The sequence below is a fragment of the Streptomyces sp. MP131-18 genome, assembly GCF_001984575.1.
GTDB lineage: Bacteria > Actinomycetota > Actinomycetes > Streptomycetales > Streptomycetaceae > Streptomyces > Streptomyces johnsoniae.
Genome location: NZ_LZNS01000001.1, coordinates 6,750,729 through 6,775,765, shown reverse-complemented (window position 1 = coordinate 6,775,765; position 25,037 = coordinate 6,750,729). Strand labels below are relative to the sequence as shown.

Genomic DNA, 25,037 nt, shown 5'->3' with positions numbered 1-25,037 from the left:
TCTGCCCCGCCCACGGCCCCCGTCCGGCACGGCACCCCGCGACGGGCCGCGTCGCGGGGCACCGGACGGAACGCCTCAGTCGGCCCCGCGGCCCGGTGCCTCGTCCGGGTCGCCGACCGGCGCGCCACGGCCGGCCACGGCCGCCCGGATCAGCCCGGCGAACAGCGGGTGCGGACGCGTCGGCCGGGACCGCAGCTCCGGGTGCGCCTGCGTCGCCACGAGGTAGGGGTGCACGTCCCGCGGGTACTCCACGTACTCCACCAGCTTGTTGTCCGGGGAGGTGCCGGAGAAGACGAGTCCCGCCTTCTTCTCCAGCTCCGCGCGGTAGGCGTTGTTGACCTCGTAACGGTGCCGGTGGCGCTCCTCGACGTACGGCTCGCCGCCGTACACCTCGCGGACGACGGAGCCCTCGGCGAGCTTGGCCGGATACAGGCCGAGCCGCATCGTGCCGCCCATGTCACCGTCGCCGGCGACGATGTCCAGCTGCTCCTCCATCGTGGAGATCACCGGGTGGGCGACGGCCTGGTCGAACTCGGTGGAGTTGGCGCCCTCGATCCCGGCGAGGTTGCGCGCCGCCTCGATCACGATGCACTGGAGGCCGAGACACAGCCCGAGCAGCGGGATGCGCTGCTGCCTGGCGTAGGTGATGGCGGCGATCTTGCCCTCGATGCCGCGGTCGCCGAAGCCGCCGGGAACGCAGATCGCGTCGCAGCCCGCGAGCTGCTGGGCCGCCCCGCCCGGCGGGCGGCAGTCGTCGGAGGTGACCCACTTGATCCGGACCCTGGCGTTGTTCGCGAAGCCGCCGGCCCGCAGCGCCTCGGTCACCGACAGGTAGGCGTCCGGCAGGTCGATGTACTTGCCGACCAGCGCCACCGTCACATCGTGCTCGGGACGGTGGACGCGGCGCAGCAGATCGTTCCACTCGGTCCAGCTGACGTCGCGGAACGGCAGGTCGAGGCGGCGCACGACGTAGGCGTCCAGGCCCTCGTCGTGCAGCACCTTCGGGATGTCGTAGATCGATTTGGCGTCCATGGCGGCCACCACCGCGGCCTCGTCGACGTCGCACATGAGCGAGATCTTCCGCTTGATCGCGGTGGGCACCTCGCGGTCGGCGCGCAGCACCACCGCGTCGGGGTGGATGCCGATACTGCGCAGGGCGGCGACGGAGTGCTGGGTGGGCTTGGTCTTCAGCTCGCCCGAGGGGCCGATGTAGGGCAGGAGCGAGATGTGCACGACGAAGACGTTGTCCCGCCCGACCTCGTGGCGCACCTGCCGCACGGCCTCGAGGAACGGCAGCGACTCGATGTCGCCGACGGTCCCGCCGACCTCGGTGATCACCACGTCGACGTCGTCGGTGGCCATCCGGCGGATGCGGTGCTTGATCTCGTTGGTGATGTGCGGGATCACCTGCACGGTGTCGCCCAGGTACTCGCCGCGCCGCTCCTTGGCGATCACGGTGGAGTAGATCTGGCCGGTGGTGACGTTGGCGCTGCCGTCGAGGTCGACGTCGAGGAAGCGCTCGTAGTGCCCGATGTCCAGGTCGGTCTCGGCCCCGTCGTTGGTGACGAAGACCTCACCGTGCTGGAACGGGTTCATGGTGCCGGGGTCCACGTTCAGATACGGGTCCAGCTTCTGCATGGTGACTCGAAGTCCGCGTGCCTTGAGCAGCGCTCCGAGGCTTGAGGCGGTGAGCCCCTTGCCGAGCGAGGAGGCGACCCCGCCGGTGACGAAGATGTGCTTGGTCGTCGTACTACTGGGCGGCATGGCCAAGTGGAGCTCCCGTGGTCGCGAGGTCGGATGCCAGACGCTCCGGCGCGGGGATACTCCGGGGGAACGTCGCTTGGGTTCGGGGGTTCACTGCCCTCCGGTCCACGGGCTACCAGGGTATCAGTGGAGGGAACCTAAGGTGACGCCGAAGTGTTTCCATCGGAAGACACCGACATTTTTGAACCAACGTGAACAAGCTCACCCGGGCTGCCCTGGGCAACTGTGACGTACGTCCAGCAGATCGGTGAGCGTCGTCGTATTCTGCTCGGACGCCCGAATGGGCGACGGAAAACCGCACGTCCCACGGGGCGGAACACTGTTCGACTGGAGTGGCAAGTGGCCGGGCGCATCGAGGATTACGCACTCGTCGGGGACATGCAGACCGCCGCCCTCATCGGGCGCGACGGGTCGGCCGACTGGATGTGCCTGCCGCGCTTCGATTCCCATGCCGTGTTCGCCGGGCTGCTCGGCACCGACGACCACGGCTTCTGGCGGATCGGTCCCGCGTACGGCAAGGACATGCCGCCGCCGCGCGCGAGCCGGCGCCGCTACGTGGGTGATTCGCTGATCCTGGAATCCGAGTGGGACACCCCGCGCGGCACGGTCAGAGTGACCGATTTCATGCCGCCGCGCGGGACGGACGCCCCGCAGCTGGTCCGCATCGTCGAGGGCGTCAGCGGCCGGGTGCCGATGCGCTCCGCGCTGCGGATGCGGTTCTCCTACGGCTGGGTGGTGCCCTGGGTGCACAAGGTCGAGGACCGCACGGTGGCCGTCGCCGGGCCCGATTCGGTGTGGCTGGACACCTCGGCCGACACCTACGGCAAGAACCTGACGACCTACTCCGACTTCACCGTCGCGCCGGGCGACCGGGTGGCGTTCACGATCGTCTGGCAGCCCTCGCACAAGAGCGAGCCGCCCGTCGCCGACCCGGAGGAGTCGCTGCGGGTCACGCAGGAGTTCTGGCGGGGCTGGGTCGCGCAGTGCAGCTACCACGGTCCGTACCGCGAGGCCGTGGTCCGTTCCCTGATCACCCTGAAGGCGCTGACCTACGCGCCCACCGGCGGCATCGTCGCCGCCCCCACCACGTCGCTCCCCGAGGAGATCGGCGGCTCGCGCAACTGGGACTACCGCTTCACCTGGCTGCGCGACGCGGCGATCACGCTGTCGTCGCTGCTGCGCACGGGCTACCACGACGAGGCCCGCGCCTGGCGCGAGTGGCTGCTGCGCGCGGTGGCGGGCGACCCGCAGAACCTCCAGATCATGTACGGCATCGCGGGCGAGCGCGAGCTGGCCGAGGCGGAGCTGAGCTGGCTGCCCGGCTACGAGAACAGCCAGCCCGTCCGGGTGGGCAACGGCGCCGCGGGGCAGCTCCAGCTCGACGTGTACGGCGAGGTCACCGAGGCGCTGCACCTGGCGCACATGACGGGCCTGGCCCGCAACGACCACGCGAACCTGCTCCAGCTGAAGCTGATCCGCTACCTGGAGGACCACTGGGACGAGCCCGACGAGGGCATCTGGGAGGTCCGCGGGCCGCGCCGGCACTTCGTGCACTCCAAGGTGATGGCCTGGGTCGCCGTCGACCGCACCGTGAAGCTGATCGAGTCGGGCGAGGTGGACGGCCCGCTGGAACGGTGGCGCGAGCTGCGGGACGAGATCCACCGTTCGGTGTGCGAGCAGGGCTACGACAAGGAGCGCAACACCTTCACCCAGTCCTACGGCTCAAGGGAGCTGGACGCCTCCCTGCTGCTCATCCCGCAGATGGGTTTCCTGCCGCCCGACGACAAGCGGGTGATCGGCACCATCGAGGCGATCCAGCGGGAGCTGTCCACGCTGGACGGCTTCATCCTGCGCTACCCCACCGCGGGCGAGGAGGCGGGCGTCGACGGCCTGGAGGGCGACGAGGGCGCGTTCCTGGCGTGTTCGTTCTGGCTGGCCGACGACCTGGCCATGATCGGCAGGGTCGACGAGGCCCGCAAGCTGTTCGAGAAGCTGCTCGCGCTGCGCAACGATCTCGGCCTGCTGGCCGAGGAGTGGGACCCGCGCCGGATGCGCCAGGTGGGCAACTTCCCGCAGGCGTTCAGCCACGTGCCGCTGATCGACACAGCGCTGCGCCTGACGGCGTCGGGGGCGTACGGCGGCTGATGCGGCGCGCTCGGCCGCCGTACGCCCGGCTGGTCAGGGGCCGGTGACCGAGACGGACACGTAGTCCACGGTCAGCTTCCCGCCGGACACGGTGGCGGGCGTCGGGGTGGTCTGTCCGGCCACCCCGTTGGGGAACGCGCCGCCCATCGCGAGGTTGAGCAGGATGAAGTGGCCGTGGTCGGTGGCATTGGCCCACGTCGCGGCGTCCATGTCGGCGGAGCTGACCGAGTGGTACTCCTGACCGTCCAGGTACCAGCGCAGGTACTCGGTGTCACCCGTGCGGTCCAGCTCGATGGCGTACTCGTGGAACGCGGTGCCGCAGGTGTCGCACGGGGTGGAGGCGCCGATGCCGTTGGTCTCGTTGCACGGGCCGCCGGGGTTGACGCCGCAGTGCAGCACGCCCCAGACCTGCGGCAGGCCGTTGACGTTCTCCATGATGTCGAACTCGCCGATGCCCGGCCAGTTCCAGTAGTTGCCGCGGTAGTCGCCGCCCAGCGTCCAGAACGCGGGCCAGTAGCCGAGGGCCTGCTCACCGGAGACGTCCGGGCGCTTCAGGGACGCCTCGATCCGCAGCACGCCGCCTTCGGGCGCGGCGAAGTCGGCGCGCTGGGTCTCGATGCGCGCCGAGGTCCAGGCATCGCCGTTGCGCAGCGCGGTGATCTCCAGCTGTCCCGAGCCGTTCAGCTGGATGTTGGCCGGGTCGTCGGTGTACGTCTGGATCTCGCCGGTGCCCCAGTTGGGCGGCCCGCCCGGGTAGCCGGTGCCGGTGTCGATGATCCAGTCGCTGCCGGCCGGGAGGGAGCCGGCCGGTCCTTCGAAGTCGCTGCGCCAGATCTCGGCGAGCGTGCCGGGCGCGTCCTGTGCGGCGGCGTCGGGCTCCTGCGCGCCTGCGGTGGGGAGGGAGAGGGTGACCAGCGCGGCCAGGGCGGCCACGCCGGCCGCGGCGGCGGCCGGCCACCTGCGGATTTTCAGTTTCATGACAGTGCACTCTTCCGGTGTGGGGGGAAGTGGGGGGCCGTACCAAAGACGGTGAGAGCGCTCTCATGTCGTGCCACTGCACACTGCCGCCGCATGCCGGTAGCGTCAAGAGCCCGCGAAGGAAGAGGACTGAAAAGTGCACGGTGACCATCCCACCCTGGAGGCCGTGGCCGCCCATGCGGGCGTGTCGCGCGCGACCGTCTCACGCGTGGTGAACGGCACGGCGGGGGTCAGGCCCGAGCTCAGGGAACGGGTCAAGGCGTCGGTGGCCGCCCTGGGGTACGTGCCGAACATCGCGGCGCGCAATCTGGTCACGCGCCGCACCGGCGCCGTCGCCGTGGTGATCGCCGAGCCCGAGACCCGGGTCTTCGCGGACCCGTTCTTCGCGCGGCAGCTGCGCGGCATCAGCAGGACGCTGGCGGCACACGACACGCAGCTGCTGCTGATGCTGCTCGAACAGCGTGCCGACTACGAACGGATAGGGCGCTACCTGACCGGCGGTCATGTCGACGGCACGCTGATGTTCTCGCTGCACAACGACGACCCGCTGCCGGCCATCGCGGCCGCCTCCGGCCTGCCCACCGTGTTCGGCGGCCGGCCGGGCTGGAGCGGCGCCGAGCGGCAGCCGGACATCCTGTACGTGGACACGGACAACCGGGACGGCGCCCGGCAGGCCGTTCGCCACCTGCTCGAACGTGGCAGGAAGCGGATCGCGGTGATCACCGGACCGCTGGACCAGACCTCCGCCTCCGACCGGCTCGACGGCTACCTCGACGCGCTCGGCGCCGAGGCCCCCGACCCCGGCCTGCACGCGCACGGCGACTTCACGGTGGAGGGCGGCGCGCAGGCCATGGCCTGGCTGCTCGACCGCTCCCCCGGCCCCGCGGCGCGGCCCGACGCGGTGTTCGCGGGCAACGACCTGATGGCGACGGGCGCCCTGCGGACGCTGCGGGACCGCGGCCTGCGGGTGCCGGACGACGTGGCGGTCGTCGGCTACGACGACCTCGAACCGGCCGCCACCTGGTCCGAGCCCTCGCTGACGACGGTGCGGCAGGACGTGGAACGGATGGGCGAGCTGATGGCCGGCCTCCTGCTGCAACGCCTCGGCCGCGGCGGCGCGTCCGAAGACGACGCGCCCCCGGCCCCGGTGGTCACTCCGGCGCGCCTGGTCGTCCGCGGCTCGTCGTGACGCGCGCCCCGCGGACGGCGGGCCGCGTCACGGGGCGGCGGCCAGCTCGTCGTACACGCTGAGCACCTGGGCCACCGTGGTGTCCTCCGTCGGCCAGCTGCGCGCCCTGGCGCGCCCGGCCGCGGCCAGCGCCGCGCGCCGGTCGGGATCCGACAGCAGCGCACCGACGGCGGCGCCCAGCGCCTGCGGATCGCCGTAGGGCACCAGGACCGCGGCATCGCCGACGACCTCGGTGACGCCACCCACCGCCGTCGCGACCAGCGGCACCCCGCGCCGCAGCGCCTCCTCGGCCAGCGGGGCGCGTCCCGCCCAGCGGGCGATGAGCAGGGCCACGTCGGCGTCGGCGAGCAGCGCGGCCGGGTCGTTCCCCCGGCCGAGGAGCCGGACGGGCAGTCGTTCCCGGTCGATGCGCCGCTGGAGCGCGGTGCGCTCCGGCCCCTCGCCGACGACGGCGAGCAGCGGCTGGGGCGCCAGCCGCCGCCAGCCGCGGGCGGCGGCGAGCAGTACGCCGGCGGTCTGCGAACGGTCGAGCCGCGCCTCGGCGACGAGCAGCGGCCTGCCGACGGCGCCCAGCTCGGCCCTGAGCTTGCACGGCGCGGCGCCCTCGTCCGCCGGGGGCGCGGACGGCAGGGCCACCGGCGCGAGGCGGGCATCGCGCGCTCCCCGGCTGCGGGCCCGGTCGACGAGGTCGGAGGTGGTGGCGAGCACCACGGACGCGGCGCGCGCCACGCAGGACTCGGTGAGGCCGCGCCCCCGGGCGCGCAGCCCGGGGGCCGTGGACCGGCTGTGCCAGGTGACGACGAGGGGCGTGCCGCGGCGACGCAGCGCCAGCGCGCCGAGCAGTCCGGCCCGCATGCCGTGGGCGTGCACGAGGTCGGCGTCCGCGCACAGGGCCGCGAACATGCCGAGCGCCGCCGGGGTCATCCGCACCGGGACCGGCACGAAGCGCGCCCCGGCCGCGGTGAACCGGTATTTGCGCTCCGCCGGGGGCGCGGCCCCGACCGTGACGCGGACACCGCGGGCGACGAGGCCCGCGGACAGCGAACGAACGTGTGCGCCCGTGCCCACGCTCCCGCCGCCGAGGAGCTGCACCACGTGCAGCGGGGGACGGCCGTGCGGCGGTGCGGTCGAGCTGCTCACGCCATCCTCTCCCGGACTTGCCCGCCGTAGCGGCTTGGTGGTCGCGTCGCCGCCGGCCGGCCCGCGGTGCGCTCGGCGACCTCCCGTTCGTGGGAGTGGGACGCCGTCCAGGATGCCAGCCGGGCCCCTGATCGCGGTAGCGCCCGCCACTCGCACGGGTGAGTGAACGGGCCTATGCCCCCCGCCCTCCGCCGGCCGCGCGGCGGCCGAGGCTCGCCGCGGTGGCCAGCAGTTCCTCGGCGTGGGCGCGGGCCAGACTGGAGTCCTCCTGCCCGGCGAGCATCCGGGACAGCTCGCGCACCCGCCCCTCGCCGTGCACGGAGCGCACGCCGCTGCGGGTGACGGACCCGTCGCTGGTCTTCTCCACGACGAGGTGCCGGTCGGCGAACGCGGCGACCTGCGGCAGGTGGGTGACCACCACGACCTGGGCGGAGTCGGCGAGCCTGGCCAGCCGCCTGCCGACCTCGACCGCGGCCTTGCCGCCCACCCCGGCGTCGACCTCGTCGAACAGGTAGGTCGGCACGGGCGCCGCGTCGGCGAACACCACCTCGACGGCCAGCATCACGCGGGACAGCTCGCCCCCGGAGGCGCCCTTGGCGATCGGGCGCGCCGGGGCGCCCGGGTGCGGGGCGAGCAGCAGTTCGACCTCGTCGGCGCCGTGCGGACCGACGGCCACCTGGCGGCCGTCGAGGTCGATCGCGTCCTCGTCATCCGGTGCCGCCTCGGTCAGGCGGACGTCGACGAGGATGCGCGCGTGCGGCATGGCGAGCTGGGCCAGCTCCTCGGTGACCGCGTCGGCGAACCGCTTCGCCGCCTCGCGGCGCGCGTCGGTGAGCGTGGCGGCGAGGCCGGCCAGCCGGTCGCGCAGGGCGTCACGTTCCGCGGTGAGCTCGCCGATGCGGTCGTCGTCGCCGTCCAGCTCGGCGAGGCGGGCGGCGCCGTGCTCCGCCCAGGCCAGCACGGCGGTGCAGCCTTCGGTGTCCCCGTCGCGGTCGGCGTACTTGCGGATGAGGTGGGTGAGCGCCGCGCGGCGCTCCTCCACGGCGGCCAGGCGCAGCGGGTCGGCGTCCAGGCCGTCGGCGTACCCGGCGAGGTCGCCGGAGATGTCGGCCAGCAGGATCGCGACCTCGCCGAGCCGGTCGGCGAGGCCGGCGAGCGCCGGGTCGTGGTCGCGGACGGCCTGGAGCGCGCGGTGGGCGCCGCCGGCCAGCGTGACGGCGTCGACGCCCTCGGGGTCGGCCGGATCGCCGGCCAGCGCGCCGTGGGCGGTGGCCGCGGCGGCGGCCAGCGCCTCGGCGTGGCCGAGGCGCGCGGCCTCCGCGGCCAGTTCGGCCTCCTCGCCCGCGCGCGGCTCGGCCGCGGCGATCTCATCGAGTCCGAACCGCAGCAGGTCGGCCTCCTGGGCACGTTCGCGGGCGCGGGTGGTCAGCTCGGCCAGCTCGGCGGCGACGGCGCGCAGCCGCTGATACGTCTCCCGGTAGTCGACGAGGGGGGCGGACACGGCCCGCCCCGCGTAGCGGTCGAGGGCCCGCCGCTGCCGCGCGGGGCGCAGCAGCCCCTGCTGGTCGGTCTGGCCGTGGACGGCGACCAGGTCCTCGCCCAGCTCGCCGAGCAGTCCCGCGGGAACGGTGCGCCCGCCGACGTGGGCGCGGGAGCGGCCCTCGGCCGAGACGGTGCGGCTGACGAGCAGCGCCCCCTCGTCCAGCTCGGCGCCGGCTTCCCCGGCCCGGTGCGCCGCCGCGGAGTCGGGCGCGACGGCGATGCGGCCCTCCACGACCGCGGCGGCGGCGCCGGCCCGTACGTACCCGGCGTCCGCGCGCCCGCCGAGCAGCAGGCCCAGGCTGGTGACGACCATGGTCTTGCCCGCGCCGGTCTCCCCCGTCACCGCGGTGAAGCCGGAGGACAGCTCGACGATGGCGTCGTCGATCACGCCCAGGTCCTTGATCCGCATCTCCTCCAACACGGATACGACCATACGAGGTTAACCGGGCGCCTGGCGACGACGGCCCCTGTACGGAAGGCTCCGGCTCAGTGCGTGCCGCCGCGCCAGCCGGCCACCGGGAGGGCGAATTTGGCGACGAGACGGTCGGTGAAGGGGGCGTGGTGGAGCCGCGCCAGGCGCACGGGAACGGCCCCGCGGCGCACTTCGACGCGGGCGCCCGGCGGCAGGTCGACGCTGCGGCGGCCGTCGCACCACAGCACGCCCGGCTGGGTGTGGTGCCTCAGCTCGACGGCGAGGACCGAGTCCGGCGCGGTGACCAGCGGTTTGGCGAACAGGGCGTGGGCGCTGATGGGCACCATGAGCAGCGCCTCGACCTCGGGCCAGACGACGGGCCCGCCGGCGGAGAACGCGTAGGCGGTGGAGCCGGTCGGGGTGGCGCACACGACGCCGTCGCCGCCGAAGCCGGAGACCGGACGGCCGTCCACCTCGATCACGACTTCGAGCAGACGTTCGCGGGCGGCCTTTTCCACGGACGCCTCGTTGAGGGCCCAGTCGGCGTACACGGTGTTGCTGTTGTCACGCACGAGGACGTCGAGGGTCATGCGTTCCTCGACCTCGTAGGCGCGGCCGACGACGCGGTCGACGACCTTGTCGAGGTCGTCGCGTTCCGCCTCGGCGAGGAAACCGATGCGTCCGAGGTTGACGCCCAGCATGGGCACACCCGAGGCGCGGGAGAACTCGGCGCCGCGCAGCAGGGTGCCGTCGCCGCCGAGGACGATGAGGAGTTCGCAGCCGTCCAGGACGCCGCAGCCCGGCGCGTCCTTCTCGACCCGCTCCACTGCCGGGGGCAGCGGCAGGTCGGCGGCCTCCTCGGCGAGTACGCGGACGCCGATGCCGTGGGCGAGCAGCCCCTGGACCACCAGTTCGGCGCTGCGGATGGCCGCGGGGCGGCCGGTGTGCGCGAGCAGGAAGACGGTGCGTGCGTCCTCGCTGGTGGTCACTGCGGGCCCTCCGTCACGGCGCGGTCGACGTCGGCCGGGTCGAGTGCGGGTGCCCCGGCGCACAGCCAGAGAAAGTATTCAACATTGCCGGAGGGGCCGGGCAGCGGGCTGGCCGTGACGCCCGCCACGCCGAGGCCGTGGCCGGCCGCGTGCCGGGCCACGGTGCGCACGGCCTCGGCGCGCAGCTGCGTGCTGCGCACGACGCCGCCGCTGCCGAGGCGTTCGCGGCCGACCTCGAACTGCGGCTTGACCATGAGCACGAAGTCGGCGCCGGGAGCCGCGCAGCGGACCAGGGCGGGCAGGACCAGGCCGAGCGGGATGAACGACAGGTCGCCGACGACGAGTTCGACCGGCTCGCCGCCGATCTCCGCCACGGTCAGCTCCCGCACGTTGGTGCGGTCCTTGACCGTGACGCGGTCGTCGGCGCGCAGGGACCAGGCGAGCTGGCCGTAGCCGACGTCGACGGCGACGACCGAGGCAGCGCCCGCCCGCAGCAGCACGTCGGTGAATCCGCCGGTGGACGCACCGGCGTCCAGGGCGCGCCGGCCGCCGACGGTCAGGCCGTGCGGGGTGAACGCCGCCAGGGCCCCCGCGAGTTTGTGGCCGCCGCGGGAGACGTAGTCCGGATCGCCGTTGTCCTCGCGCACGACGACGGCGGCGCTGGTGGCGACCTGGGTGGCGGCCTTGGCCGCGGTGGCGCCGTCCACGGTGACCCGGCCGGCGTCGATGAGCGTTCTGGCGTGCTCCCTGGAACGGGCCAGCCGGCGCCGTACCAGCTCCGCGTCGAGTCGGCTCAGGCGTCGCTGTGTCGCTGCTGCCACGGGGAGTTCAGCTCCTGGGGGTGACGGACGGCCGGTCGAGGGCGGCCAGCGTCTCGCGCAGGCCACGGTGGACATCCTCGTACACCTCGATGTGGCCGCCGACGCCGAGTCCGTCGGCGTCGGCGAGGCGCGCGAGCCGGGCGTCGACCTCGGCGTTGCCGGTGCGCTCGACGGCGATGCCGAGCGGGCGCGGGCCGTCCTCGGCGTATTCGCCGGCGGCCGGGGCCTCGTCGGAGGCCTCGTCGTGGGCCGGGGGCTGCTCCCCGGACGGTTCGCCGGCCCGGTGGGCCCGTTCCGCCGCGGGCGGCGGCGCTGCGTCGTGGGGCTGGGGCTGGTGCATGCGCCCGACGCTACCCGGTGGCCGCCCGGGCCGGCCGCCGCGCCGCGGGAACGGCCACGGCGCATGGGGCGCGCGCGGGTCGCACGTCCCTCCGGCTGCTGGATCTCGCGGGCACCGTGCAGTTAGGTTAGCCTAACCTTTGCCCGAATCGACCGAGAGGCCAAGGCAGTCTGTATGGCCAGACCCCGCACGCCGATCCCCTCCCCCCGGCGCGTCGCCACCGCGCGCGGCCGGGTCCCGGCGGCCCGCACGCGGGCCCGCCGGATCGTGCCCTGGTCCATGGAGGAGCGCTGGACCCACCAGGGCTGCGCGCCGCTCGTCGAGCGGCTCACCCAAGCCCTCAGCAACGCCGAGCGGCTCGGCTGACGCCGAAGCCGGACCCCCGGGAGGACGACCATGACAGCCGCACCCTTCGAATTCTTCGACGTGCACGTCCTGCGCGCCGACCGCATCAGCCCCGGATTCGTCCGGGTCACCGTCGGCGGTGCGGCGCTGGCCCGGTTCGCCGGCGGCGGCCGGGACCAGCGGATCAAACTGTTCCTGCCGCACCCCGGCCAGCCAAGGGCCGTCGTGCCGCGCGGCGCGGGCGCCGGCTGGTGGCCCGCCTGGCAGCGCATGAGCCCCGGCGAGCGCGCCACGATGCGCACCTACACCGTGCGCGAACACCGCCGCGAGCCGGACGAGCTGGACATCGACTTCGCCCTGCACGGCGACGTCGGCGTCGCCTCCCGGTGGGCCGCGCGGGCGGTCGCGGGCGACGAGCTGACGCTGCTCGGCCCGGTCGAGGAGGACAACGGCGGCGTCGACTTCCGCCCGCCGCCGGAGGCCGACTGGGTTCTGGTGACCGCGGACGCCACCGCGCTCCCGGCCGTCGAGGGCATCCTCGCCTGGCTGCCGCCCGGCATCGGCGCCCAGGTGTGGATCGAGGTGGACCACGCCGCCGACCGCAGGGAGCTGCCGACGAAAGCGGACGCGGACATCACCTGGCTGGTCCGCGAGGAGGCGCCGGGCGCCTCCGTGCTGGACGCGGTCAGGAGCGCCGCGTTCCCCGGCGGCACGCCCTACGCGTGGCTCGCCGGCGAGGCGAGCACCGTGCGGGGCCTGCGCCGCCACCTGGTGAACGACCGGGGTGTGGACCGCCCCCGCGTCACGTTCACCGGCTACTGGCGCCGCGGCACCTCGGAGGAGGACCTGATCAACGAGGCGATCGCCGCGGCGGCCGCCGCCTGACGGCCGCCGCGCCGTTCCCCGCCGCCCGGCCGTACGGGCGGCGGGCCCAGGACCGCGTCACCAGTCGTGAACGGTGCCGTCCTGGAGCCGGTTGACCGGCAGGTAGGACGGTGCGTAGGGGTGGGCCGTCGCGAGCCCGCGGTCGAGTTCGACGCCGATGCCCGGCTCCTCGCCCGGGTGCAGGTACCCGTCGGTGAACGTGTAGGCGTGCCGGAACACTTCGTTGGTCAGCGCGGTGTGCCCGGAGAACTCCTGTATCCCGAAGTTGTGCACCGCGAGGTCGAGGTGGATCGCGGCGGCCATGCCGACCGGCGAGATGTCCTCGGGCCCGTGGATGGCGCTCTTGATCTGGTGCTGCGCGGCGTAGTCGAACAGCTTCTTCAGCGGCGAGACCCCGCCGAAGTGCGTCACTGCCGAGCGCACGTAGTCGATCAGCTGCTCGTCCACCAGCGTCCGGTAGTCGTGCACGCTGTTGAACACCTCGCCGATCGCCAGCGGCGTGGTGGTGTGCTCGCGCACCAGCCGCAGCCCCTCCTGGTTCTCGGCGGGCGTGCAGTCCTCCAGCCAGAACAGCCGGTACGGCTCCAGCTCCTTGCCCAGGCGCGCGGCCTGGATCGGCGTCAGCCGGTGGTGGGCGTCGTGCAGCAGCGGCAGCTCGGGACCGAATTCGCTGCGGACCGCCTCGAACACCCGCGGGATGTGGCGCAGATACGCGTCGGTGTCCCAGTCCTCCACCACCGGACGGGCCACGCGCCCGCGACCGGCGCTCTCCTCGGCCAGCTCGGCCTCGCTGCGCACGCCGTACACCTTCGTCAGGCCGGGAACGCCCGTCTGCACGCGGATCGCGGGGTAACCCTCGGCCAGCCGCGCGCGAATCGAGTCGAACAGTTCGGGAACGTCCCGCCCGCCCGCGTGCCCGTAGGTCCGCACGCGCTCGCGGCTCGCGCCGCCCAGGAGCTGGTACAGCGGCAGGCCCGCGGCCTTGGCCTTGATGTCCCACAGCGCGACGTCGACCGCGGCGATGGCCGCCATGGTCACCGGTCCGCGCCGCCAGTAGGCGCCCCGGTACAGGTACTGCCAGGTGTCCTCGATGCGGTGCGGGTCGGTGCCGAGCAGCAGCGGCACGACGTGGTCGGTGAGGTAGCTGGCGACGGCGAGTTCACGCCCGTTGAGCGTCGCGTCGCCCAGGCCGGTGAGGCCCTCGTCGGTCGCTATCTCCAGGGTGACGAAATTGCGGCCGGGGCTGGTGACGACGACGTTCGCGTCGACGATCTTCATAGGGGATTCTTCCTGCACTTCCTGGCGTGGGGCGGGCGTGGACGGGCTGGGGGCGTCAGCCCTTGGTGGCTCCGGCCGTCAGACCGGCCACCAGGTATTTCTGCCCGATGAGGGCGGCGATGACGACGGGAACGGTGATCAGGCTGGCGGCGGCCATCAGCCCGCCCCAGTCGGTGCTGGCGTAGGAGATGAAGTTGAACAGCGTCACGGGCACCGTCTGCGTGTCCTCGTCCGCGAAGATCAGCGCGAACATGAAGTTGTTCCAGCTGGAGACGAACGCGAGCAGCGCGGCGGTCGCGGTGCCGGGCGCGGCCAGCGGCAGCGCGATCCGCCAGAACGCGCCGAAGGCGCTGAGCCCGTCCGTGCGGGCGGCCTCCTCCAGCTCGACCGGCAGGCTCTCGAAGAAGCCGATCATGATCCACAGGATCAGCGGCACCGAGACGAACATGTGGCTGAGCACCAGCACGGTGTAGCTGCCCACCAGGCCGATCTGCGCGAACAGGTAGTACCACGGCACCAGCAGCGAGATCGCCGGAACGATGCGCGCGACGAGCACCACCGACCCGGTGCGGTGCATGCGGAACCGGCCGACGGCCCAGGCGGCGGGCACGGCGATGACGGCGGACAGAACGGTGGAGACCACGCCGACGATCAGCGAGTTCAGCATGGAGCGGAAGACCTCGCCGTCCTCCACGATGTTGCGGAAGTTGTCCAGGGTGGGCGAGAAGATCAGCCCGACGCTCGGGTCGGTGACCTGCACGTTCGTCTTGAACGCGGCGGCGAACATCCACACCAGCGGCAGCGCGAAGACCAGGGACACCACGGTGACGGCGACGCCGCGCAGCCACGACCAGCTCCGCCGCCGCCCGCGGCTGCGGACGCGGGGGCGCTGCGGCGCGGGACGGGACGAGGTCGCGGCACTCATGCGGACTTCCTTCCGGCGCGGCGCCTGAGCACGACCACGACGCCGATGATGAAGAGGGTGAACAGGACGAGCACGGCCGAGGCGAGCCCGTACTCCTGGTAGTCGAACGTCAGCCCGTAGGCGTAGACGTTGAGGGTCTCCACCTCGAAGTCCGAGCCGCCGCCCGGTCCCTTGGTGGCGTAGAGGATGTCGAACGTCTTCAGCGCATCCACGGAACGCAGCACCAGCGCGGTGGCCAGCGTGGGGCCGAGCATCGGCAGGATGACGTGCCGGAAGCGCTGCCAGCCGTTGGCCCCGTCGACCCGGGCCGCCTCCTCCGGCTCCTCGGGCAGGGTGGACAGGCCCGCGAGGAGCAGCAGCGTCATCATCGGCGTCCACTGCCAGACGTCGATGAACATCAGGGTCGGCAGCGACTGGCTCACCGAGCCGAGGAATTCCTGCGGCGGCAGCCCGAGGGAGTCCAGCAGGTGGTTGGCGATGCCGTTGGTCGGGTCCAGGATGAGCAGCCACAGGATGCCGATGGCCACCGGCGTGGTGAGCAGCGGGATGATCAGCAGCGTGCGCACCCAGCGCATGCCGCGGAACGCCTTGCGCATCAGCATCGCGAGGGCGAGGCCGAGTACGGTCTCGATCGCCACGGCACCGATCGTGAACCAGACGGTGCGCCGGATCGCCGGCCAGAAGCGCCTGGAATCCTCCAGGGCATCGGTGAAGTTCTGGAAGCCGACGTAGCCCTTGTCCGCGTTCACCGCGCCGAAGGCATCGGTGAAGCTGAGGTTGACGGTGAAGATCAGCGGGAAGACGATCATCGCCCCGACGAACACGAGCGCGGGGGCGAGCATGGCCCACTTCAGCCGCCGGTTGGCCTGCTCGAACGTGCGGGGCGCGCGCGTGGTGCGCGGGCGGCGCGGGCCGGGGAGGGCCGCGCGCTCCGGGGTCGTCTCCGGGGCCTTGGTGGTGGGCATCAGCTCTCCCGGTGGCGGTTGTCGCGGACAAGGAAGTCGGCGAACTCGGCGTCGGCGTCGCGCGCGACGGGCGGCACCGATTCCCCGAGGATCCCGGCCACGAGCGGGCGGCCGACGATGTCCCTGGCGCGGCTGACCTGGAGTACGTCGGGCCGGTCGTGGCCCAGGCCGTTCTCGGTGCTGATCCGCATGCTCTCGGCCAGTTCCCCGGGGAACGCGCCGAGCGTCGCGGGGTCCGACCACGCGGACTCGCGGGCCCCGGGTATGCCCTCGGACTGGAGGGCCGCGACCATCTCGGGGCTCGACGCCCAGCGGATGAACGCCCAGGCGTCGTCGCGCAGCAGGGAGAACTCGTTGATCGCCAGGCTCCACGACGGGATGTTGTGCGGCCGCGACCCGGCGGGGCCCGCGGGGAACGGCGCGAAGCCGACAGTGTCCTGGACGGTCGAGACGCCCGGGTCGAGGAAGTTGGTGTAGATGGCGTCGGCGTCGATGTAGAACGCCGCCTTGCCCTGCGCGAAGATCGGCATGGCCTGTTCGAGGCTCATGTTGGTGACGCCGGGCGGCCCGGTGCGCTCCAGCAGCCGCCCGTAGAACTCGTAGGCCGCGATGGCCTCGGGCGTGCCGATCGCCGACTGCCCGTCGACGGTGAAGTCGCCGCCGAAGGAGTACAGGAAGCTGGACCACTGGCTGACCGAACCGTTGCGCTGGCCGCGTCCGACGTAGCCGAAGAAGTTGTTCCGCCGGTCGGCGAGCTCCAGGGACTGGTCCATGAGGGCGTCCAGCGTGCGCGGCGGGCCGCCGAGGTCCGCCACGAGGTCCTTGCGGTAGTACAGCGCGGGCCGCTCGGTCACGACGGGCACGCTCAGCACCTTGCCCGCGGTCGCGGAGCGCTCACGCGGCGCTTCCTGGAAGTCGTCCCAGCGGAAGGCATCGTCCCGCACCCGGTCGGACAGGTCGGTGAGCCAGCCGTTGTGGGCGAAGATCAGCTGCTCCTGGAGCGCGCGGACCATCATCACGTCCACGTCGGTGGCCGACGCGTTCAGCTTCACGTTGTAGCTGTTGGCCAGCTGGTCGGCGGTGAGCATCGATATGGACACCCGTCGGCCGATCAAATCCTCGAACTCGCCGAGGCGCTTGCTGATCGTGTGCGTCCACACGTGATTGATCGCCATGATCCGCAAGGGCGCGTTCGGCGAGGCGGTGCCCCCGCCGCTCGAACAGGCGCCGAGCGTGACCCCGCCCGCGGCTGCCGCCGCGGCCGCCGCGAGTTTCCCGAAGGAACGGCGGCTGAGGGACTGGCTCCTCGTGGACATCCGCGTCCTCGACTTTCTTGCTACGTTCTGTCCCGCTTTTCCTGGTCCAACTGGTAGGACCAGTGGGACCATAACAGCGAGACCACCGGATGACCACCCTCAATCCGCGAGCCCCCCGGAAAGCCGCCGCCCGCGACTAGGCCCTGTCGTTCGGATCTTCGCGGGCCCGCGGCTGCCAGCTACGGCACTCCCCCGGCCTGGCTCCCTGGGAGGTGCCCAGTGCGATCCACCGCCTTGGGGGCACCTCCCAGGCCCCCAAAGACCTGGGGGACCACCGCATCTGACAACGCGACCTGACCCACGAAGATCCAAACAACAGGACCTAGGAGTGGCCGTTCCCCTGCCGCAGCAGTGTCTCGATGTGCTGCTGCGCCATGACGCCGACACTCACATCCAGGTCCCGCCCGTACGTGCGCAGCCCCAGCCGCAGATGCTCGCGCATGTGCCGGCGCGCAAGCTCGACGTCGCGGTCCAGGATCGCGGCCAGGATCTCCGGATGGTGCGGCACCCCTGGCTCGCCGATCGACGGGTCCGAATTGGACCGGAGCATCATCTCGAACATCATGCCGCTGATCGACGACAGCATGATCCGCAGCACCGGATTGCCGCTCGCCGCCGCGATCGCGTCGTGGAACGCGAGGTCCGCGTTCGCCTTCACGATCACGTCCGTCGCGTGCAGCAGCCCGTCGTTGGCCGCCCGCATCACGGCCAGATCCTCCTCGGTGGCCCGCTCGGTGGCGAGCCCCACGATCTCGACCTCCAGCGGAATACGCGCCTCGATCAGCTGCCTGACCGTCGGCCGCCCCGCCCGGTACAGCGCGTCGTAGCTGCGCGCCTGCCCCGAGGACTGCTCGCTGACGAACGAGCCGCGGCCGGGTGCCACCGAGATCAGGTGCTGCGCCTCCAGACGCCGCAACACCTCGCGCACCACATTGCGGCTCGCGCCGAACTGCGTGGCCAGCTCCCGCTCGGACGGAAGCTTGGCCCCGACGGCGAACTTCCCGGACCGGATGTCGTGCTCCAGCTGACGAGCGATCCGCTCGGTCAGCAGTCCCCGCTGCTGAGGGGCGACGCGGCCCGGCGCTGAGGCGGGGACGGCGGGCATGCTCTGGAGGATACAGGGTGCCGCCACCGCGGTGACTCCCGCGTCACAGCCCCAGCCGCGCGACGGCCGCCCCGCACTCCGCCGTGCCGCGCTCCCGTCCCGCCGCCGACCAGGCCGCGGCGCACAGCGCGCGCAGCCCGTTCAGCGGGTCGTCGTCCTGCCCCGACAGCTCCAGCCGCCCGGCGCGCACCGACGCCCGCCACCCGCCGCAGGCGAACCCGTCGCCGTCCGGCACCGGGGCCGGCTGGGCGACGAGCAGGCCGCGCAGGTCGGCCGCCACGTACGTCGGCCGGTGCGCCGGCCGCGCCGCGAGCAGTTCCGCCGCGTCCGTCACACCGCTCAGCACCAGCAACGAGTCGACGCCGCCGGCGTGCGCGCCCTCGATGTCGGTGTCCAGCCGGTCGCCGACCACCAGCGGGCGCCACGCGCCGGTCCGCAGAATGCTCTCCCGGTGCATCGGCGGGCACGGCTTGCCCGCCACCCGCGGCTCCTTGCGGTACCCGGTCGCGATGCGCACGACCTCCACCGCGGCCCCGTTCCCCGGCGCCGTGCCGCGCCCGCTGGGAATCGTCAGGTCCGTGTTCGAGGCGAACCAGGCCGCCCCGCGGTTCACCGCGAGCGCCGCCTCCGTCAGCACCCCCCAGGGCAGTTCCGGGCCGCCGTACCCCTGCACCACCGCGGCGGGATCGTCGTCCGCCGAGTCCACCGGCAGCAGGCCCCGTTCGGCCAAGGCCACCCGCAGGCCCTCGCCGCCCGCGCACAACACCCGGGCGCCCACGGGCAGTTGCTCGGCGATCAGCCGCGCCACGGCCTGCGCCGAGGTGACGACCTCCGCGGGCTCCGCGGGCACGCCGAGCCGCGTCAGATGGTCCGCGACGGTCCGCGGCGTCCTGGCCGCGTTGTTCGTCACGTACGCCAGCCGCATCCCGCGGGACCGAGCCGTCCGCAGTGACGCGACGGCGTGCGGCAGCGCGTCGCCGCCCGCATAGACCACGCCGTCCAGGTCGAGCAGCGCGGTGTCGTACGCCTCGCACAGCGCCTGGGCGCACTCGCCGGGCGCGGTCCGCGGGGCGGACGGCGGGTCGCTTCGTTCATTCGTCGATTCAGCCATGTCGGTCCGATCATCGCGCACGCCCCCCAGCGCCTACGATGCGGGGATGCACGCCGGTCTCGACCTCGCGCCGTTCCGCGCCCTGCGCTACGCCCAGGACCGGGTCGGCAGCCTCGCCGCCGTCACCTCCCCGCCCTACGACGTCGTCGTCCGCCCGGACGGGCTGCGCGAACTCCAGACCGCCGACCGCTACAACATCGTCCGGCTGATCCTCCCGCAGGCGGGCGACCCCGCCGCGGCCCACCGCGATGCCGCACGGACGCTGCGCGGGTGGCGCGCGGAAGGCGTGCTGGCCGCCGACCCGGACCCGGCCGTGTGGGTCTACGAGCAGCGCGCGGGCGGAACGCTCCAGCGCGGCCTGATCGGCGCCCTCGCGCTCAGCCCTCCCGAGGCGGGCGTGGTGCTGCCGCACGAGGACGTCATGCCGGACGTCGTCGAGGACCGGGCCGCGCTGATGCGCGCCACGGCCGCGAACCTGGAACCGCTGCTGCTCGCCTGCCACGGCACCGACTCCACCACGGACGCCGTCGAACGCATCGCGCGCCGCCCCCCGTTACTGGCCACCACCACCGCGGACGGCACACGCCACCGCCTGTGGCCGGTGACGGAACCGGCCGAAGTCGCCGCGCTCACCGGGGGCCTGAGGGGCCATCGGGCCCTGATCGCGGACGGCCACCACCGCTGGGCGACCTACCTGCGGCTGTCCGCCGAGCACGAGGGCCGGCCGCCGTGGGACCGCGGACTCGTGCTGCTGGTCGACACCGCCAGGTACCCGCTGCATGTGCAGCCCATCCACCGCGTCCTGCCCACGCTGCCGCCGGCCGCGGCCCTGGCGCGGCTCAACGGTGCGTTCCGCACCCGGCGCCTCGACGTACCGGCCGCGCACGCCCTGGACCTCCTCGACACGACACCGGGCACGGCGTTCCTCCTGGCGGGCGAGGGCCACTGCCATCTGCTCGACCGACCCGATCCGGGGCTGCTCGACCGCACCGTCCGCCACGACCGCCCGCCCGCCTGGCGCCGCCTGGACGCGACCGTGCTGCACGCCGCGCTGCTCGGCACGCTGTGGCGGTCCGACGTCGAGCCGGGAACGGTGCGCCACCTGCACGACGCGGACGCCGCCGTCGCCCAGGCCGAGCGTGCCGGCGGCAGCGCCGTCCTGATGCGGGCCGTGGCCGAGCCGACGGTACGCGCGCTTGCCGAGGCCGGGGTCACCATGCCGCACAAGTCGACGTCGTTCGGTCCGAAACCGGCCACGGGCCTGCTGCTCAGGCCACTCGACATTGCCGACGAAAATTAGGTTAGGCTAACCTCACTCCCAGCTTGACCGCCTCATCTGGGAGCCGCATGAGCGCCACCATTTTCGCCCGACAGGACGACCGGCTGGGGCAGTTCGCCCTCCGCCACGTCGACCCCGCCACCGACGCCGAGCTGCTCCACCGCTGGCTCACACACCCCAAGTCGGTCTTCTGGCTGATGCAGAACGCCCAGCTCGCCGACGTGCAGGAGGAGTTCCGCGCCATCGCCGCCTCCCCCACGCACGAGGCCCTGCTCGGCCTGCACAACGGCCGCCCCGCGTTCCTCGTCGAACGCTACGACCCGGCGACCGAGCCGGTCGGCGCCGCCTACGACGTGCGTCCCGGCGACGTCGGGATGCACTTCCTGGTCGCCCCCACCGACACCCCGCTGCACGGCTTCACCCGCGCCGTGATCACCACCGTCATGGAACTGCTCTTCGCCGACCCCGCCACCCGCCGCGTCGTCGTCGAACCCGACGTGCGCAACCGGTCCGTCCACGCACTGAACGCCGCCGTCGGCTTCCGCGTCGAACGGACCGTGTCCCTCCCCGGCAAGGACGCCTACCTCAGCACCTGCACGCGCGAGCAGTACGCACCGGCGGCAGCCGCCGCCCCGGCGACGACCAGGAGTGAATGACCCCATGCCCCTCCCCCACCCCCACCCCGCCGCCGGACACGAGATCGTCGCCCACCTCACGCCCGAGCACTGGGAGCGCGCCAACCGCCTGCTGATCCGCAAGGCACTCGCCGAGTTCTCCCACGAACGCATCCTCTCCCCGGAGCCCGCGCCCGACGGCCGCCACACCGTCCACAGCGACGACGGCACCGTCGCCTACCGCTTCGCCGCCCGCCGCCTCGCCCTTGACCACTGGCAGGTCGACGCCTCCAGCATCACCCGCGAACGTGACGGCGCCCCGCTCACCCTCGACGCCCTCGACTTCTTCGTGGACCTGCGCGGCACCCTCGGCCTCGACGACTCCGTCCTCCCCGTCTACCTCGAAGAGATCAGCAGCACCCTGGCGGGCACCGCGTACAAACTGGCCGCACCCCCGCGCACCGCGGCCGAACTGGCCCGCAGCGACTTCCAGACGATCGAGGCCGGGATGACGGAGGGCCACCCCTGCTTCGTCGCCAACAACGGGCGCATCGGCTTCGACGGCCTTGAGTACCACGCCTACACACCCGAGGCCGCCGCCCCCGTCCGCCTGGTGTGGCTGGCCGCCCGCCGCGATCTGGCCACGTTCAAGTCGTCCGCCGACCTCGACTACGACACGCTCATCGCCCAGGAAATCGCCCAGGAAACCCTGCGCGCCTTCGCCGACCGCATGGCCGACCTCGGCCTCGACCTGGACGACTACTACCTCTTCCCGGCGCACCCCTGGCAGTGGGTCAACAAGCTGACCATCACCTTCGCCGCCGAGATAGCCCGCCGTCACCTGGTGTTCCTCGGCCACAGCGACGACGAGTACCAGGCCCAGCAGTCGATCCGCACGTTCTTCAACACCAGCGCCCCCGGCAAGCACTACGTGAAGACCGCCATTTCGGTCCTCAACATGGGCTTCCTGCGCGGCCTCTCCGCCGCCTACATGGACCGCACCCCCGCCATCAACGAGTGGGTGGCGGAGACCGTCACCGGCGACGCGTTCCTCACCGCCAACGGCTTCGGCGTCCTGCGGGAACGCGCCTCCATCGGCTACCACCACACGCAGTACGAGGCCATCGCGGAGAAGGGCTCGCCCTACCTGAAAATGCTCGCCGCCCTGTGGCGCGAGAGCCCGGTCCCCTCCCTGCGGCCCGGCGAACGCCTCGCCACCATGGCCTCGCTCCTGCACGTCGACCGCTACGGCGACCCGTTCGTCGGCGCGCTCATCGAGGAATCCGGCCTCACCGCCGCCGACTGGCTGCGCCGCTACCTCACCGCCTACCTGACGCCGCTGCTGCACTGCCTGTACGCCTACGACCTGGTGTTCATGCCGCACGGCGAGAACGTGATCATGGTGCTGGCGGACGGCGTCCCGCAGCGGGTGTTCATCAAGGACATCGCCGAGGAAATCGGCGTCATGAACCCCGACACCCCGCTGCCCCCGGTCATGGAGGCGCTGCGGCTGGACATATCAGACGACCTGTGGACGCTCACCCTGTTCACCGACGTCTTCGACTGCTTCTTCCGGTTCCTCAGTGCCATCCTCAGTGAGGCCGGCCTGCTCGACGAGGACGATTTCTGGGCCGCGGTCGCCGAGTGCATCACCGACTACCAAAAAGCGACGCCCCACCTGGCCGAGAAGTTCAATCGCCTCGACCTGTTCGTGGAGCGTTTCGCCCTCTCCTGCCTGAACCGCCTTCAGCTGCGCAACAACCAGCAGATGGTGAACATCCAGGACCCCGCGCAGGCCGCGGAGGCCCTCCAGCTCATCGGGACGCTGGAGAACCCCCTGGCCCGCTTCGCCTGAGCGGCGTCACTCCTCGTCTGGTTCGTCGGCGTCCGGGTCCAGGGCGTCGACGAACTCCACCCCGTCGATCTCGGCAAGCCGGTCGGCGGCATTCGTGGTGCCGCCGCTGTCGGCCTCGACCGTCTTCGCGAACCACTCCCGCGCATCCTGCTCGCGGCCCACCGCGAGCAGGGCGTCCGCGTACGCGTAGCGCAGCCGGGCCGTCCACGGATGCACGGCCGTGGACGCCAGCTCCTGGCTCTGCAACGTCACGACCGCCGCCTCCGCCTGACCGAGGTCACGCCGTGCGCCGGCCGCGACCAGCCGCATCTCGACCTGCCCCGCCTTGTCCAGCTGCCGCACCTCGGGCTCCCCGGCCATTGCAAGCGCCCGCTCCGGCCGCCCGATACCGCGCTCGCAGTCCGCCATGATCGGCCACAGGTCCACCGCCCCGGACATGCGCCGGGCCGCGCGGAACTCGGTCAGCGCCTCGCTGTACTTCTCCACCCCGTACGCGGCGAAGCCCGCGGCCTCGCGTACGGCGGCCACGCGCGACGCCAGCCGCAACGCAACCCGCGCATAGCCGTAGGCTCGCTCGGGGTCCTCATCAAGCAGCTGCGCCACCATGACCAGGTTCCTGGCCACGTCGATCGCCAGGGTCCTCGGCAGACTCATCAGCTCCTGCCGCACCGACCTGTCGATCTCCTCCCCGGTCACCTCGTCCGGGATGGGCAGCCGCCGCGTCTGCTGCTCCGGACCGCGCGCCCGTCCCTCGCGCCGGTACCCCGCACGGGGACCGCCGCGGTCATCGCGCCGCCCCCGGAAGTCCCGTCCGCCGGGCCGATCCGAGTCACGGCGCTCGTCGCGCCTGTCGTCCCTGCGGTCGTCCCGCCGGTATCCGGCGGCACCGCCACGCCCTCGGTCATCCCGCCGGAACCCAGCCCCGCCGCCCCGCGGCCGGTCAGCATGCGGCCGGTCATCACGCCTGTCATCGCGCCGGAACCCGCCCCCACCGCCACGGGGACGATCACCGTACGGCCGGTCATCCCGCCGGAACCCACCCCCGCCGGAATGCGGCCGATCGTCCCGACGAAAGCCACCGCCCCCACGGGGCCGTTCACCCTGCGGCCGATCGTCCCGCCTGTCGTCACGCCGGAATCCACCACCACTGCCGCCAGGCCGGTCGTCCCGCCGGAATCCGCTTCCGCCACGGGGCCGTTCACCCTGCGGCCGGTCATCCCGCCTGTCATCGCGCCGGAACCCACCACCACTGCCGCCAGGCCGATCGTCCCGACGAAAGCCACCGCCCCCACGGGGCCGTTCACCCTGCGGCCGGTCATCCCGCCTGTCATCGCGCCGGAACCCACCACCACTGCCGCCAGGCCGATCGTCCCGACGAAAGCCACCGCCCCCACGGGGCCGTTCACCCTGCGGCCGATCGTCCCGCCGGTCGTCACGCCGGAACCCACCACCACTGCCGCCAGGCCGATCGTCCCGACGAAAGCCACCGCCCCCACGGGGCCGTTCACCCTGCGGCCGGTCATCCCGCCGGTCGTCACGCCGGAACCCACCACCACTACCGCCAGGCCGATCGTCACGCCGGTCATCGCGCCCAAACCGGCCGGAGCTGCGCGGCCGCTCATCACGGCGAACATCACGACGGTCCCCGTCCCGCCCACCGAAACGACGTTCGTCCCGCCGGTAACCGCGGTTCCGCCCGTCGTCCCGTCCATCCCGGCCGGACCCGCGCTCGGGCCGCGCCGGCCGTTCCTCGTCCGAATTCGACATCGCCGTGATTCCTGCCTCTCAGCTCACAAAAAAAAGACCTCTGATTTCCCAGCATGAACGCTGAGAAACCAGAGGTCCCATAAAAATTGTCCGGCGGTGTCCTACTCTCCCACACGGTCCCCCATGCAGTACCATCGGCGCTGGAGGGCTTAGCTTCCGGGTTCGGAATGTAACCGGGCGTTTCCCCTCCGCCATGACCACCGGAACACTTTGGAAGTGCTCCAAGCGAACAAGCGCACTCTTCACTTGTCACTTCAAGATAAATAGCCGTC

21 protein-coding genes, 1 rRNA gene and 1 pseudogene are annotated in these 25,037 nt (G+C 72.7%); 7 read left to right on the top strand and 16 right to left on the bottom strand.

The annotated features are described in order from the left end of the window. Positions 1 to 75 precede the first annotated feature (75 nt). Positions 76 to 1,764: a CTP synthase gene (locus STBA_RS30250; protein ID WP_077062230.1), complete on the bottom strand. Its 1,689-nt coding sequence runs from the start codon at positions 1,762 to 1,764 to the stop codon at positions 76 to 78. A 339-nt stretch (positions 1,765 to 2,103) separates the two neighbouring features. On the opposite strand from STBA_RS30250, the gene STBA_RS30245 reads away from it, so the two are divergent. After that, positions 2,104 to 3,909: a glycoside hydrolase family 15 protein gene (locus tag STBA_RS30245; RefSeq protein ID WP_077062229.1), complete on the top strand. Its 1,806-nt coding sequence runs from the start codon at positions 2,104 to 2,106 to the stop codon at positions 3,907 to 3,909. Between the two features lie 33 nt (positions 3,910 to 3,942). Here the strand turns inward: STBA_RS30245 and STBA_RS30240 are convergent, their stop codons facing one another. Beyond that, positions 3,943 to 4,887, bottom strand: a complete 945-nt coding sequence (locus STBA_RS30240) for a glycoside hydrolase family 16 protein (RefSeq protein WP_077062228.1) — start codon at positions 4,885 to 4,887, stop codon at positions 3,943 to 3,945. A gap of 136 nt (positions 4,888 to 5,023) precedes the next feature. Between STBA_RS30240 and STBA_RS30235 the strand changes: the two genes are divergently transcribed. Then, the gene (locus STBA_RS30235) at positions 5,024 to 6,076 is read left to right on the top strand and encodes a LacI family DNA-binding transcriptional regulator (RefSeq protein ID WP_077062227.1); all 1,053 of its coding nucleotides are present in this window, start codon (positions 5,024 to 5,026) and stop codon (positions 6,074 to 6,076) included. A gap of 27 nt (positions 6,077 to 6,103) precedes the next feature. Here STBA_RS30235 and STBA_RS30230 read toward each other — a convergent pair whose 3' ends face one another. From STBA_RS30230 to STBA_RS30210, 5 genes are all read right to left on the bottom strand, one after another. After that, entirely contained in the window at positions 6,104 to 7,216 is a 1,113-nt protein-coding gene (locus tag STBA_RS30230) for a glycosyltransferase family 4 protein (protein ID WP_077062226.1), read from the bottom strand. Positions 7,217 to 7,388: 172 nt separating this feature from the next. Continuing rightward, positions 7,389 to 9,191, bottom strand: coding sequence for a DNA repair protein RecN (gene recN, locus STBA_RS30225; protein ID WP_077062225.1), 1,803 nt, complete (start codon positions 9,189 to 9,191; stop codon positions 7,389 to 7,391). Positions 9,192 to 9,244: 53 nt separating this feature from the next. Further along, complete coding sequence (locus STBA_RS30220; RefSeq protein ID WP_077062224.1) at positions 9,245 to 10,159, bottom strand: NAD kinase; 915 nt, start codon at positions 10,157 to 10,159, stop codon at positions 9,245 to 9,247. Further along, positions 10,156 to 10,980: a TlyA family RNA methyltransferase gene (locus STBA_RS30215; RefSeq protein ID WP_077062223.1), complete on the bottom strand. Its 825-nt coding sequence runs from the start codon at positions 10,978 to 10,980 to the stop codon at positions 10,156 to 10,158. The genes STBA_RS30220 and STBA_RS30215 overlap by 4 nt, the downstream gene beginning before the upstream one ends. Positions 10,981 to 10,987: 7 nt before the next feature. Next, positions 10,988 to 11,320, bottom strand: a complete 333-nt coding sequence (locus STBA_RS30210) for a hypothetical protein (RefSeq protein ID WP_077062222.1) — start codon at positions 11,318 to 11,320, stop codon at positions 10,988 to 10,990. A 174-nt stretch (positions 11,321 to 11,494) separates the two neighbouring features. Here STBA_RS30210 and STBA_RS30205 point away from each other — a divergent pair, with 174 nt between their 5' ends. Together STBA_RS30205 and STBA_RS30200 are read left to right on the top strand one after the other, a co-directional pair. After that, positions 11,495 to 11,686 carry a hypothetical protein gene (locus tag STBA_RS30205; protein ID WP_077062221.1) on the top strand — a complete coding sequence of 64 codons (192 nt, stop codon included), beginning with the start codon at positions 11,495 to 11,497 and terminating at the stop codon, positions 11,684 to 11,686. A gap of 30 nt (positions 11,687 to 11,716) precedes the next feature. Next, on the top strand, positions 11,717 to 12,550 hold the full coding sequence (locus tag STBA_RS30200) for a siderophore-interacting protein (protein ID WP_077062220.1): 834 nt from the start codon (positions 11,717 to 11,719) through the stop codon (positions 12,548 to 12,550). A 57-nt stretch (positions 12,551 to 12,607) separates the two neighbouring features. Here the strand turns inward: STBA_RS30200 and manD are convergent, their stop codons facing one another. From manD to STBA_RS30170, 6 genes are all read right to left on the bottom strand, one after another. Continuing rightward, positions 12,608 to 13,828: a D-mannonate dehydratase ManD gene (gene manD / locus STBA_RS30195; RefSeq protein WP_077062219.1), complete on the bottom strand. Its 1,221-nt coding sequence runs from the start codon at positions 13,826 to 13,828 to the stop codon at positions 12,608 to 12,610. A 55-nt stretch (positions 13,829 to 13,883) separates the two neighbouring features. Next, entirely contained in the window at positions 13,884 to 14,753 is an 870-nt protein-coding gene (locus tag STBA_RS30190) for a carbohydrate ABC transporter permease (RefSeq protein WP_077062218.1), read from the bottom strand. Then, positions 14,750 to 15,718 (bottom strand): sugar ABC transporter permease, encoded by a 969-nt coding sequence (locus STBA_RS30185; RefSeq protein WP_077062217.1) that lies wholly within the window; start codon positions 15,716 to 15,718, stop codon positions 14,750 to 14,752. Before STBA_RS30185 ends, STBA_RS30190 begins: the two co-directional genes overlap by 4 nt. After that, complete coding sequence (locus tag STBA_RS30180) at positions 15,718 to 17,034, bottom strand: extracellular solute-binding protein (protein ID WP_077062216.1); 1,317 nt, start codon at positions 17,032 to 17,034, stop codon at positions 15,718 to 15,720. The genes STBA_RS30185 and STBA_RS30180 overlap by 1 nt, the downstream gene beginning before the upstream one ends. A gap of 322 nt (positions 17,035 to 17,356) precedes the next feature. Continuing rightward, positions 17,357 to 18,139 (bottom strand): FadR/GntR family transcriptional regulator, encoded by a 783-nt coding sequence (locus STBA_RS30175; RefSeq protein ID WP_077063713.1) that lies wholly within the window; start codon positions 18,137 to 18,139, stop codon positions 17,357 to 17,359. A gap of 43 nt (positions 18,140 to 18,182) precedes the next feature. Then, a complete protein-coding gene (locus STBA_RS30170; protein ID WP_077062215.1) occupies positions 18,183 to 19,250 on the bottom strand; it encodes an HAD hydrolase-like protein in 1,068 nt (355 codons plus the stop codon). 46 nt (positions 19,251 to 19,296) lie between these two features. Here STBA_RS30170 and STBA_RS30165 point away from each other — a divergent pair, with 46 nt between their 5' ends. Genes STBA_RS30165 through STBA_RS30155 form a run of 3 tightly spaced genes read left to right on the top strand, consistent with a single transcriptional unit; the run spans position 19,297 to position 22,998 of the window. Continuing rightward, entirely contained in the window at positions 19,297 to 20,550 is a 1,254-nt protein-coding gene (locus STBA_RS30165) for a DUF1015 domain-containing protein (protein WP_077062214.1), read from the top strand. Positions 20,551 to 20,597: 47 nt separating this feature from the next. Next, a complete protein-coding gene (locus tag STBA_RS30160; RefSeq protein ID WP_077062213.1) occupies positions 20,598 to 21,185 on the top strand; it encodes a GNAT family N-acetyltransferase in 588 nt (195 codons plus the stop codon). A 4-nt stretch (positions 21,186 to 21,189) separates the two neighbouring features. Beyond that, positions 21,190 to 22,998 carry an IucA/IucC family siderophore biosynthesis protein gene (locus tag STBA_RS30155; protein WP_077062212.1) on the top strand — a complete coding sequence of 603 codons (1,809 nt, stop codon included), beginning with the start codon at positions 21,190 to 21,192 and terminating at the stop codon, positions 22,996 to 22,998. 6 nt (positions 22,999 to 23,004) lie between these two features. Here STBA_RS30155 and STBA_RS38460 read toward each other — a convergent pair whose 3' ends face one another. The 3 genes and pseudogenes from STBA_RS38460 to rrf form a co-directional block, all read right to left on the bottom strand. Then, the gene (locus STBA_RS38460) at positions 23,005 to 23,694 is read right to left on the bottom strand and encodes a hypothetical protein (protein ID WP_253195300.1); all 690 of its coding nucleotides are present in this window, start codon (positions 23,692 to 23,694) and stop codon (positions 23,005 to 23,007) included. A gap of 306 nt (positions 23,695 to 24,000) precedes the next feature. Beyond that, positions 24,001 to 24,678: pseudogene (locus STBA_RS38455) on the bottom strand (tetratricopeptide repeat protein); the annotation flags it as partial. A 175-nt stretch (positions 24,679 to 24,853) separates the two neighbouring features. Continuing rightward, positions 24,854 to 24,970, bottom strand: a 5S ribosomal RNA gene (gene rrf / locus STBA_RS30145). Positions 24,971 to 25,037 lie beyond the last annotated feature (67 nt).

Coding starts and splice junctions, on each gene's coding strand:
- STBA_RS30210 (WP_077062222.1), bottom strand. CDS start 11,320: ATGCACCAGCCCCAGCCCCACGACGCAGCGCCGCCGCCCGCGGCGGAA.
- STBA_RS30200 (WP_077062220.1), top strand. CDS start 11,717: ATGACAGCCGCACCCTTCGAATTCTTCGACGTGCACGTCCTGCGCGCC.
- STBA_RS30240 (WP_077062228.1), bottom strand. CDS start 4,887: ATGAAACTGAAAATCCGCAGGTGGCCGGCCGCCGCCGCGGCCGGCGTG.
- STBA_RS30160 (WP_077062213.1), top strand. CDS start 20,598: ATGAGCGCCACCATTTTCGCCCGACAGGACGACCGGCTGGGGCAGTTC.
- STBA_RS30165 (WP_077062214.1), top strand. CDS start 19,297: ATGCACGCCGGTCTCGACCTCGCGCCGTTCCGCGCCCTGCGCTACGCC.
- STBA_RS30185 (WP_077062217.1), bottom strand. CDS start 15,718: ATGCCCACCACCAAGGCCCCGGAGACGACCCCGGAGCGCGCGGCCCTC.
- STBA_RS30180 (WP_077062216.1), bottom strand. CDS start 17,034: ATGTCCACGAGGAGCCAGTCCCTCAGCCGCCGTTCCTTCGGGAAACTC.
- recN (WP_077062225.1), bottom strand. CDS start 9,191: ATGGTCGTATCCGTGTTGGAGGAGATGCGGATCAAGGACCTGGGCGTG.
- STBA_RS30175 (WP_077063713.1), bottom strand. CDS start 18,139: ATGCCCGCCGTCCCCGCCTCAGCGCCGGGCCGCGTCGCCCCTCAGCAG.
- STBA_RS30205 (WP_077062221.1), top strand. CDS start 11,495: ATGGCCAGACCCCGCACGCCGATCCCCTCCCCCCGGCGCGTCGCCACC.
- STBA_RS30155 (WP_077062212.1), top strand. CDS start 21,190: ATGCCCCTCCCCCACCCCCACCCCGCCGCCGGACACGAGATCGTCGCC.
- STBA_RS30190 (WP_077062218.1), bottom strand. CDS start 14,753: ATGAGTGCCGCGACCTCGTCCCGTCCCGCGCCGCAGCGCCCCCGCGTC.
- STBA_RS30250 (WP_077062230.1), bottom strand. CDS start 1,764: ATGCCGCCCAGTAGTACGACGACCAAGCACATCTTCGTCACCGGCGGG.
- manD (WP_077062219.1), bottom strand. CDS start 13,828: ATGAAGATCGTCGACGCGAACGTCGTCGTCACCAGCCCCGGCCGCAAT.
- STBA_RS30170 (WP_077062215.1), bottom strand. CDS start 19,250: ATGGCTGAATCGACGAATGAACGAAGCGACCCGCCGTCCGCCCCGCGG.